Annotated in this window: 11 protein-coding genes; 5 read left to right on the top strand and 6 right to left on the bottom strand. The window is 59.0% G+C overall.

Annotation, left to right across the window (positions count from 1 at the left end; genetic code table 11):
* The first annotated feature begins 19 nt into the window (after window positions 1-19).
* Window positions 20-1,495, top strand: coding sequence for an NAD(P)H-hydrate dehydratase (locus ACZ5A6_RS07100; RefSeq protein WP_174061387.1), 1,476 nt, complete (start codon window positions 20-22; stop codon window positions 1,493-1,495).
* Window positions 1,496-1,656: 161 nt separating this feature from the next.
* Here the strand turns inward: ACZ5A6_RS07100 and ACZ5A6_RS07095 are convergent, their stop codons facing one another.
* Both ACZ5A6_RS07095 and ACZ5A6_RS07090 read right to left on the bottom strand, forming a co-directional pair.
* Window positions 1,657-2,694, bottom strand: a complete 1,038-nt coding sequence (locus ACZ5A6_RS07095) for a GlxA family transcriptional regulator (protein WP_003515714.1) — start codon at window positions 2,692-2,694, stop codon at window positions 1,657-1,659.
* 272 nt (window positions 2,695-2,966) lie between these two features.
* A complete protein-coding gene (locus tag ACZ5A6_RS07090) occupies window positions 2,967-3,185 on the bottom strand; it encodes a DUF1127 domain-containing protein (RefSeq protein ID WP_025593690.1) in 219 nt (72 codons plus the stop codon).
* 239 nt (window positions 3,186-3,424) lie between these two features.
* Here ACZ5A6_RS07090 and ACZ5A6_RS07085 point away from each other — a divergent pair, with 239 nt between their 5' ends.
* Complete coding sequence (locus ACZ5A6_RS07085; protein WP_003515711.1) at window positions 3,425-4,363, top strand: LysR family transcriptional regulator; 939 nt, start codon at window positions 3,425-3,427, stop codon at window positions 4,361-4,363.
* A 64-nt stretch (window positions 4,364-4,427) separates the two neighbouring features.
* Here ACZ5A6_RS07085 and ACZ5A6_RS07080 read toward each other — a convergent pair whose 3' ends face one another.
* Window positions 4,428-5,321, bottom strand: coding sequence for a methylenetetrahydrofolate reductase (locus ACZ5A6_RS07080; RefSeq protein ID WP_113292268.1), 894 nt, complete (start codon window positions 5,319-5,321; stop codon window positions 4,428-4,430).
* A 133-nt stretch (window positions 5,322-5,454) separates the two neighbouring features.
* Complete coding sequence (locus ACZ5A6_RS07075) at window positions 5,455-6,231, bottom strand: formyl transferase (RefSeq protein ID WP_065687284.1); 777 nt, start codon at window positions 6,229-6,231, stop codon at window positions 5,455-5,457.
* Window positions 6,232-6,423: 192 nt separating this feature from the next.
* Between ACZ5A6_RS07075 and ACZ5A6_RS07070 the strand changes: the two genes are divergently transcribed.
* A complete protein-coding gene (locus tag ACZ5A6_RS07070) occupies window positions 6,424-6,585 on the top strand; it encodes an entericidin domain-containing protein (RefSeq protein WP_003515706.1) in 162 nt (53 codons plus the stop codon).
* A 134-nt stretch (window positions 6,586-6,719) separates the two neighbouring features.
* Entirely contained in the window at window positions 6,720-7,487 is a 768-nt protein-coding gene (locus ACZ5A6_RS07065; RefSeq protein ID WP_149910043.1) for a phosphodiester glycosidase family protein, read from the top strand.
* 1 nt (window position 7,488) lies between these two features.
* On the opposite strand, the gene ACZ5A6_RS07060 is transcribed toward ACZ5A6_RS07065, so the two are convergent.
* Complete coding sequence (locus tag ACZ5A6_RS07060; RefSeq protein WP_003515702.1) at window positions 7,489-7,839, bottom strand: hypothetical protein; 351 nt, start codon at window positions 7,837-7,839, stop codon at window positions 7,489-7,491.
* 390 nt (window positions 7,840-8,229) lie between these two features.
* Complete coding sequence (locus ACZ5A6_RS07055; RefSeq protein WP_019566127.1) at window positions 8,230-8,496, bottom strand: hypothetical protein; 267 nt, start codon at window positions 8,494-8,496, stop codon at window positions 8,230-8,232.
* Here ACZ5A6_RS07055 and ACZ5A6_RS07050 point away from each other — a divergent pair.
* Window positions 8,495-9,898 (top strand): L-serine ammonia-lyase, encoded by a 1,404-nt coding sequence (locus ACZ5A6_RS07050; RefSeq protein ID WP_013636313.1) that lies wholly within the window; start codon window positions 8,495-8,497, stop codon window positions 9,896-9,898. The genes ACZ5A6_RS07055 and ACZ5A6_RS07050 overlap by 2 nt on opposite strands.
* Window positions 9,899-9,916: the final 18 nt, after the last annotated feature.

The raw sequence follows: 9,916 nt of genomic DNA, 5'->3' as shown, positions 1-9,916 counted from the left end.
TTGAAGGGATGATCGCTCCATGAAATCCCTATTGAATCTCTCTCTTATCGACCCTGCCGTGATGGCCCGCATCGATGCGGCCTCAGGCCAATCCGGCATTCCCCTATACGATCTTATGGAGCGGGCAGGGCAGGCGGTCGCTGCTTCGGCCCTTCGCCACTATCCGGACGCGCTGCGTTTCGTCGTGCTCTGCGGAGGCGGCAATAATGGCGGTGATGGTTACGTTGCGGCACGCTCGCTTGTTCAAAGCGGGGCGACAGTTGCGGTTCATCATCTTGGCCAAGTCACGGCCATGAAAGGCGATGCCCGCACGGCTTTCGAGGGCAGCGGCGTCACAGCCCTGCCGCTTGGCGACTATGTGCCCATGGCTGGTGACGTGGTGATTGACGCGGTGTTCGGTGCCGGATTGTCCCGCGAGATTCCGTCGGAGCTTCGGCGCGTGATCGATGCGGTGACGCAGGCAGCCGTGCCGGTTCTAGCCGTCGATCTGCCGTCTGGTCTTTGCGGCAGGAGGGGCGTGCCTCTGGGCGCATCGTTCAAGGCGGAGCGGACCGTGACCTTCATGGCGCGAAAACCCGGCCATCTGTTGATGCCGGGGCGGGAACTGTGCGGGACGCTTGAGGTGTTCGATATCGGTATCCCCTACCGTATTCTCGCCGCTCATGCGGGATCGGTTGCGGAAAACGATCCACTTGTCTGGCGCGACGCCTTGCCCCGCTCCGAAATGGAAACGCATAAATTCCGCCGTGGGCATCTGACCGTCTTTTCCGGACCGCCACATGCGACGGGAGCAAGCCGCATGACGGCAATTGCCGCGCTGAAGGCGGGGGCGGGCATCGTCACCATTGCCGCGCCGAAGCAGGCGCTCGACGTGCTTTCGGTGACATTGACGGCGGTGATGAGTTCCGGTCTGGATGATGCGGACGATCTGCGCCACTGGCTGGACGACAAACGCCACGCCGCTTTCGTCCTCGGTCCCGGTTTCGGCGATCTCGAAAAGGCGCGGCAATTCGTGTCCCTGCTCGGGGACAAGGTGGTGGTGCTGGATGCCGACGCGATCACCGCTTTCAAGGACTGCCCGGAAACCCTGTTCGACCGGATGATTTCAGGCGCGGGGAAATTCGTATTGACGCCGCATGAGGGCGAGTTTGCCCGGCTGTTTCCCGATCTCGCCACTGACACGTCACTGAGCAAGATCGAGAAGGCGCAGACCGCATCGGCGCGCAGCGGCGCAGTGCTGGTCTACAAGGGGGCGGATACGGTCATAGCCGCGCCGGACGGCCGCGCGCTGGTCAATACCAATGCGCCGTCGAGCCTTGCGACGGCGGGGTCAGGCGATGTGCTGGCTGGCATCATCGGCGCATTGCTTGCGCAGGGAACGCCTGCCTTTGAGGCCGCCGCTGCCGGTGTCTGGCTGCATGGCGAGGCGGGCAGCAGGGCGGGTGCAGGTATGACGGCAGAAGATCTCGCCCACGCGGTGCGGCCGTTTGCGTGACCTTGAGTTGGTGTCCACGCCGTCACCGGACTTGATCGCAGGAGATACCTTTCGCTGCGTAGACGCGTCGTGGCTGGATGCCGGATCTAGTCCGGCATGACGGAGGGGAGGTTTTCATCCCTGAGGTGAGGGCTTTTTCGCGCTCGAAGTTTAAAGCCGCGTCAGTGCGCGGCTTTGCCCTGGCTCGCGGTTGCCATCCGCGAAGCGCTGATCAGCAGCTTGCGTTCCGCCCGTTCCTGTTGCGGCGTGCGATTGTAGATTTCGCGATAACACTTGGAGAAATGCGAAGCGGAGACGAAACCGCAGGCAACGGCAACCTCGACCACCGGCATGGCCGATTGCACCAGCAGGTGGCGGGCGCGGTCCAGGCGGATTTCAAGATAGTAGCGGGCGGGTGAGCGGCCCATTTCCTGCCGGAAGAGACGCTCCACCTGTCGGCGCGACAGATCGGCCGCATCGGCGATGTCGAGCAGCGACAGCGGCTCGGACAGATTGCCTTCCATCAATTCGATGATCGACAGGACCTTGCTATTCTGAACGCCGAGGCGCGCACGCAGCGGCAGGCGCTGGCGGTCGTTGGGGCTGCGCACCCGGTCCGTCAATTGCTGCTCGCAGACGCGGTTGACAAGATTTTCGCCGAAATCCTGACCGATCAGGCTCAGCATCATATCGAGCGATGCGGTGCCGCCGGCGCAGGTATAGATGTTGCTGTCGACCTCGAAGAGATCGGCATAGACTTCCACCTGCGGGAAGGCCTCGGAAAAACCAGGCAGGTTCTCCCAGTGGATCGCACAGCGTTTGCCATTTAAGAGACCGGCCTGCGCGAGGATATGCGCGGCGGTACAGAGGCTGCCGATGGCGATGCCGCGATTATAGGCTTCACGCAGCCAGGCATTGACGGATTTGTTGATGTGCTGGTCGACATCGATGCCCGAACAGATGATCGCCATTTCAACGCGGTTTTCGCCGCTGACATATCGTCGCTCATCGGCAAGACAGGTGTCGACCTCAAGACAGATGCCGCTTGATGACATGACCTTCTGGCCGTCGAGCGAGGCGAGGCGCCATTCGTAAGCCTGATACCCCAGCATGCGATTGGCGATGCGAAGCGTTTCAACCGCTGCGGCGAACGGCAGCATGGTAAATTGCGGAATGAGAAAAAAGACGATTGAGCGTTTCTTCTGGGAGTTCCTGCTCATTTGCCCGTGCTCCGTTGCGAATACGCAATTCCTCCCTTGGAATCGGTCTTCTGGATGTCCTGTTTCCGACATCTTTAACGAAAAATACGCCGTGAAATCCGGGCTGTCAAAAAATAGCTTTTGAAATATGCAAAATTTGCGACAAGCCTTTTTAAAGGGCGTCGTGTCGCATGTAAAACAGGCAGGTCATTTTACGCCTCTGCCGGGGCGTCTCGGGATTGACGGGGATGGCTCGCAAGTCCTGGGACGGTTGCGAGCCATGGAGTTGCGCATCATTTGCGGACGACCCTGATGCGATTGCTGTCGGTTGTCGGCCATCCAATGTCCTTCAATGTTTCAGGCGGCAAACCTTCCAGCGCGCGGAGCATTCTTGCGCGCTTCCATGACGTATGGAGAGCGGAAATCTGGCCGGACAGGCGCTGGAGCCAGCTACCGGTCGAGGGGCGTTGCGATGAACGGCTCGCTGCGGGGTGATAATGTATCATGGCCATGTCTTGATCCTTTCGTGAACCACGATCCTGTTTACGACTTCGGTATGCGCTTACATATCTCATCAAACAAGAGAATGAATTTTATGTCATTCATCAATTTTAGGAATGACTCGCGCTCGCCGCCTGCCGGAATTCCTGTCGTTCCGTGATGGGCCAGCGCTTCATTCCGACAAGGCGTTAGTTGCCCCGTCATTCGATGTCCCGGATGGTGCGCCTGTGTTGACATTCAATCAAACGAAATGATATCCATCTATAAATCAAAATATTTGAAGGTTCGTGCCATGACCGTAACTTTCCGCCAACCGTTGCCGCTGCTGGATAACGACATTCTGAGAACCTTCGTCGCGATTGCCGAGACCGGGAACTTCTCCACCGCTGCAGAGGTGGTGTTCAGAACGCCGTCCGCCGTTTCCATGCAGATAAAGAAGCTGGAGGAACAGCTGAAGACGACGTTGTTCCTGCGCGATGCCCGCTCGGTGACTTTGACGGCGCATGGCGAAACGCTTCTTACCTATGCGCGCCGCATGATCGCGCTGTCTAACGAGGCCGTGTCGCGTTTCGTCATGCCTGAACTGTCTGGCGTCGTCAGGCTCGGTGCGCCGGAAGATATTGGCGAGCGCGGTTTGCTCCCGGGTATCCTCAAGCGTTTTGCCGAGGTTTTCCCCGGCATCATGATCGATGTCACGATCGATTCCAGTTCCAATCTCTACAAGCGCATGGATGAACGGCGGCTGGATCTGGCACTGGTCAACTGTGCGTCGCATCCGCTGCGGGATACGGGCGAGGTGCTGATGCGCGAACGTCTCGTCTGGGCCGGGGCAAAATGCGGTACGGCCTATCTGCGCGATCCGCTGCCCATATCGATCTGGGAAGAGGGCTGCATCTGGCGTTCGGAAGCGATCAACTCGCTTGAAAAGCGGGGTCGCAATTTCCGCGTGGCCTATCTCAGCGGCCATACCATGGCGCAGCGCGCAGCAATTGCCGCCGATCTCGCCATCGCTCCCCTGCCGCGCTCCTATGTGCAGAACGACATGGTCATTCTGAGCGACAAGGAAGGCCTGCCGGAACTTGGTTATTTCGATATTCGCCTGATCACGGGCGAAAGACCCTCGCGCCCCATCCTTGCGGTCGCGGAAAGCATCCGCAACGCCTTTGTCGAGGTCGCCAAGGCGGCCTGAGGTAGATCTTTATAACGGGAATGCGCGACGGCGAGCGTCCGTCGCGCCATAGGCAAAGGTGGGCCTAGATCGCTACCGTGCCCCGTTTTGCGGAAAAGTCCGCATCGCCGATTTGCCAGCTTCCACGACCGGCCAGCCAGTCTGCCGAATTCTGTAGCCCACCAAATGGGAAAACGTGGATTTGCCGGATCGGCCCTGCCGGATTTGCCTGCCAGTGCCGTTCGATAGGGCCGACCACGCTTTCCGGTGAATGCCCCTTGGCCAACGTCGTCAGGGAGAGCGCGTTCTTTTTCAGATAGGCGATGGAATTGCCGACGCCGCAGAGAGCCGCATATTTCAGCAGCGTCGTGATCCTGGCCGGACCGGAGACGCCGATATGCACTGGCAAGTCGATGCCGGAGGCGGCGAGTCCTTCCGCCCAGGCGATGAAGCGCGCGGGGTCGAAGCCGAACTGGGTGACGATGCGCATTGCCGCATCGCTTCTTTCGGCAAAATCATACTTCAACTTCAAGACGGCCGTCGCCGTCTCATCGCTGAAATCGGGGCTGCCTTCGGGATGGCCGGCGATTGCAATCTGATTGATCCCGCAGCGATCGAAGATGCCGGTCGACAGCATATCCATGCTGGATGTGAAGGGACCAGCCGGCGTGGCGACGCCACCGCCGACTACCAGCACATCCGACACACCCGCTTCGCCTGCCAGCCGCTTCACCTGCTCCTCGAATTCCACGCCAGACGATATGCGCCGTGCCGCGAGATGCGGCACTGGTGTGTAGCCGAGATCGCGAAGATGTTTTGCAGCGTCGACCAGCCTGTCCTGCGAGGCCTGTCCGGTGTCTGTCAGATAAACACGCACGCCCTGTGGAAAGATACCGGCAAGACTTGCCGGGCCGAGCACCTGTGCGGGTGAGGCTTCAATGGAGGCGGCAATGGCGGGAGAGGTCGAGATATCGTGCAATTTGAATTTGGTCCTTTTCCCTTATCATGCACCCGTTTGTTGCCCACGTCTTTGCCTGTTGCGGCAAGACAGCCCTGCATCTGCGACGAAGCTTGATTTCATCTGTTTGGCTAGCGGCAATGGCTGGTTGTTCTCACCAGACACGTTTGGTGAGGCCGTTCCACAGCCATGTCCAGATCGTCGGCGGAAACCGCAGCACCGATTTGCCAGGCAAGGGCGGTTGCGGCGCAAGGCTGCCGGAAAGGGCGTCCTCGATAGCGCTGACCGCAATATCGACCGAGGCGGCGGTCAGAAGCAGGGGGTAGGTGGCTATGGTATCGGAAGGCGAGGGCTTCAGCCGCTTTTCGTAAAGGGTTGCGCCGGTATCCACGCCCTTGTCGACCAGATGCACGGTCGCACCGAAATTACCCCGGTCCTTTTCCACCAGCGCCCAATAACCGCCCATCTGGCCGCGATAGGCGGGATTGATGCCGGCGTGGAAATTGATGACCGGGCAGCGCAGAGCTTGAAGGGTTGCCGGTGTCAGAAGGCGGCAGGAAATGGTGAAGATCGCCGCCGGTTGCAAGGTGTTGATGGCCTTGTGGCACTCTTCGTCGTTCAGGGAGGCCACGTGTGTAACAGGAACTGCCTGGCCGAGATCGGCAGAGAGGCCATGTTCGGCAATGATCTCATTTGTGCGCCGAACAGTGAAGCGTTTGCCGAGCCGGGAGGCGATCATCGTCGCCATCTGGCCTGCGGCTGTCATCCAGCCAAGCCGCCGCGCCCGTCTTTTCAGAATGGCCGATTTGCTTTCCGCCTGCTCCACGATGACATGGATATCCGGAAACCGGGCGGCCAGCGCATTGATCATGACATTGGGGTTCAGCCCCCCCGCCGTCATCACCAGTAGCCGATTGTTTATCTCAGTCATGTCACCCACACGATTTTCCCGATCATGATCCCTGCGCCCGAGTTTCCCTCGCGAAGTTCAAAACCATGTTAATTTTCACCGACGGGATTTTTTCAAACGCCGGTGGAACCGATTTCCAATGCTCACGTTATTGTGACGCATATCACATCGGCGCTTGCCTTTGGACGGCAAGTCATAGGGGAGTTATTTCAAATGATCACACGTATTCTTTCGACAGTTTTCGTGGCTTTGTTGACCGTCGTGACCTTGAGTTCCTGCGGTAATACCATTCGCGGCGTTGGCCGGGATACGGCAAATGCAGTGGACGCCACGCAGGACGCAGGTCGTAGCGTAGACCGCGCCGCGCGTCGCTAAGTCTCTCCCCTCCAAGGTCTGGCGTTTCCCTGAATGAAGGGGACGCCTTTTCTTTGACCTGATTTCACCGTCACAGTTCATGTGTAAGAATCGCGCCGTACTAAGATGGGGCGAGAGGGCATGAGCGGGCGCTGATGAAAAGACTGGTGACGAAAAGACTGATTAGCTTGCTGCTGCCATTGCTTTTGCCGTTTTCGGCTAAGGCGGGCGGACAGGCGGATTTCTGCAAAACCATGGAGCATGCGGGCGGACGTTACATCGTCTGCAGTTTCGATCCTGCGAAAAGCATGATCCGGATTTACGACCGCGATCATGTCTCGGGTGAGGGATATCGCTCCTTCTCCGATCTCTCCTCCGCCCTGTGGCGGCAGCACATGTTCAGCGTCTTCGCCATGAATGGCGGCATGTATCATTCCGACTATTCTCCCGTTGGCCTTTTTGTCGAAAACGGCGTCGAACGTTCGCCGATTATTACCGGCGGCGGGTGGGGCAATTTCCATCTTCTGCCGAATGGCGTGTTTTATCTAAAGGGTGCAATGGCGGGCGTTCTGGAAACGCAGGGCTATGTCTCTGCCGGCTTGAAGCCGGATTTTGCCACCCAGTCCGGCCCGATGCTGGTGATCGATGGAAAGCTGCATCCGCGATTTCTGCCCGATAGCGACAGCCTGAAACGCCGCAACGGCGTCGGCGTGTCGCGCGATGGCATGGTGCATTTCGCGATTTCGGAAAACACCGTGCGTTTTTACGACTTCGCGACGTTGTTCAGGGATGCGCTGGATGCGCCAAACGCGCTGTATCTCGACGGGACGATTTCCAGTGTCGACATTCCCGCGATGAAAAGGCGCGATTCCCTGTTTGCCATGGGGCCGATTATCGCTGTCGTCGACAGGGTGCCTGACTAAGTCAGATCGGCGCCTTGGGGTAGGCTTTTTCGAGGCCTGCCGATGCCGTCAGTCCCTTGCGGAAGGCCAGATAGGCAGGGTGCTGGCTGGCCTTGGCCGCTTCGGTGATGCGTATCTGCAGGCGGGCAGGGGCGTTACAGCCCAGCCATTCGCCTGATGTCTCCAGTTTCAGACTGTTGAGGAAGCGGGCATTGGCCTGTTGATCGAGATAGAGATTGAGGCCGGCCAGCAGGTTTTCATCCTGCAACACGTTTTCCATCAAAAGCAGCACCCACGCCTTGTCCTCGCTTGCAAGCGAGGCAAGTTTCGATGCGACCGTCTCGCGGTCCGGAAAAGATGATGCCTGCTGCATGTAATGACGAATCCCGTTGCCGTTTTCTGTCGATAAGGCAGAGCCGAAAGGCTTTCAAGGCACAACAGTCCGAACACCGAAATTCAACTCTGGAATGCCGATTGCCGCTGGCTTCAACAGGCGTTTGTGCGAAACCTTCATAAACCAGTTACACTTTGGTTCAAATTGAGGCGAACAGCAAAAAGGGGTAACCCGAAAGCCTCGATCTAAAGCCTTGTTTTTTCACACACCTATGCAACTGACGAATGGCAGCCCGTCAAAAACGCCTTCATTTAGCCGCTTTTTGCATTTGCGTTCTGCGCCGGATTTTAATAAATGCTTCCCCCAACGGGCCCGGTCTTGAAGATCGCCCGGAGAGTGAATAGCTGGAGTAATCATGGAAGAAACCGCTCAGAAATCCTGTTGGGCCGTCACCTTGCGCGCGCTTGCAGGCTTTGCCGCATTTCTCGCATTGACGTACATTTTTGGCAGCCCATAAGCACTTCTCATGAATGACGGGTTTTGAAACGGCGCGGTTTCCTCTGGAAACCGTGCTGTTTTCGTTTCTGCGGCCTGTATGTCGCAGCTGCAAAAGCCGGTGCCGCTCTTTTGTGGCGATCCGTCGCGGCTTTGGATATGATGGCGGTGGAATCCATTCTTATTCAAGGTAAGCCTCATGTTTCTTTCGGTCTTCGACGTCTTCAAGATCGGTATCGGTCCTTCCAGCTCGCATACGATGGGGCCGATGACGGCGGCGAACCGCTTTCTTGCGCTGATCCTCGGTGATGAATGGCCGCGTCCGGCGGGTGCTTCCGTGTCGCGCCTGAAGGTCAGCCTTCACGGTTCGCTTGCCTTTACCGGCATTGGCCACGGCACCGGCCGTGCGGTCATCCTCGGCCTGACGGGCGAGCGGCCGGATCTCGTCGACCCCGACGCCATGGACCCGATCATCGAAAAGGTTGAAAAGGCCGGTACCGTGTCGCCACCCGGCCACCCCTCCTATGAGTTCAACCCAGCCGAGGATCTGGTCTTCGACAAGAAGAACCCGCTGCCCGGCCATGCCAACGGCATGACCTTTTCCGCCTTCGACAATCAGGGCAGGCTGCTTCTCAAGCGCATCTATTATTCCGTCGGCGGCGGTTTCGTCGTGACCGATACGGAACTGGAAGCGATCAAGCAGCGCGGCAAGACCATCGATAATGGTCCGCGCGTGCCTTATCCGTTCGCCACGGCGCGGGAAATGCTTGAGATGGCGGGCCGCTCCGGCCGCACCATCGCCCAGATGAAGCGCGCAAACGAAGAAACGGTAATCTCCCGCGACGAGCTGAACGAGCGCCTCGACCAGATCTGGGAGGCGATGAACGGCTGCATCGAGCGCGGGCTGAAGGTGGACGGCATAATGCCGGGTGGCCTGAAGGTGCGCCGCCGTGCCCGCTCCATCTACGAGAAGCTGAATGAGGAATGGCGCAGCAACCGGCTCAATCCTGTCATGGCGAATGACTGGTTGAGCGTCTATGCCATGGCCGTGAACGAGGAAAATGCTGCGGGCGGGCGCGTGGTGACAGCGCCGACCAACGGTGCTGCGGGCGTCGTTCCGGCCACGGTCCGGTATTTCCGGCATTTCCACGAGGATGCGACCGTTGACGATGTTCGCGATTTCCTGCTGACGGCCGCCGCGATCGGCGGCATCATCAAGCATAATGCATCTATTTCAGGTGCCGAGGTCGGCTGTCAGGGCGAGGTTGGGTCCGCTGCCGCCATGGCGGCCGCAGGCCTTGCCGCCGTCATGGGCGGTTCGCCCGAACAGGTGGAGAATGCCGCCGAAATCGCGCTCGAGCATCACCTCGGCATGACCTGCGACCCGATCGCCGGTCTGGTGCAGGTGCCCTGCATCGAGCGCAATGCGCTGGGTGCGGTGAAGGCGGTAACGGCGGCTTCCCTGGCGTTGAAGGGTGACGGCCAGCATTTCGTACCGCTCGATGCCTGTATCGAAACCATGCGCCAGACCGGCAACGACATGAGCGACAAGTACAAGGAAACTTCCACCGGCGGTCTTGCCGTCAACGTTGTGGAATGCTGAGCGGGCAGGGCGTCAGGC

This window comes from Agrobacterium sp. 6Ca8 (assembly GCF_055382765.1).
Note: the sequence above shows the minus strand (reverse complement) of the source record. Positions and strands in the feature narration are given on the sequence as shown.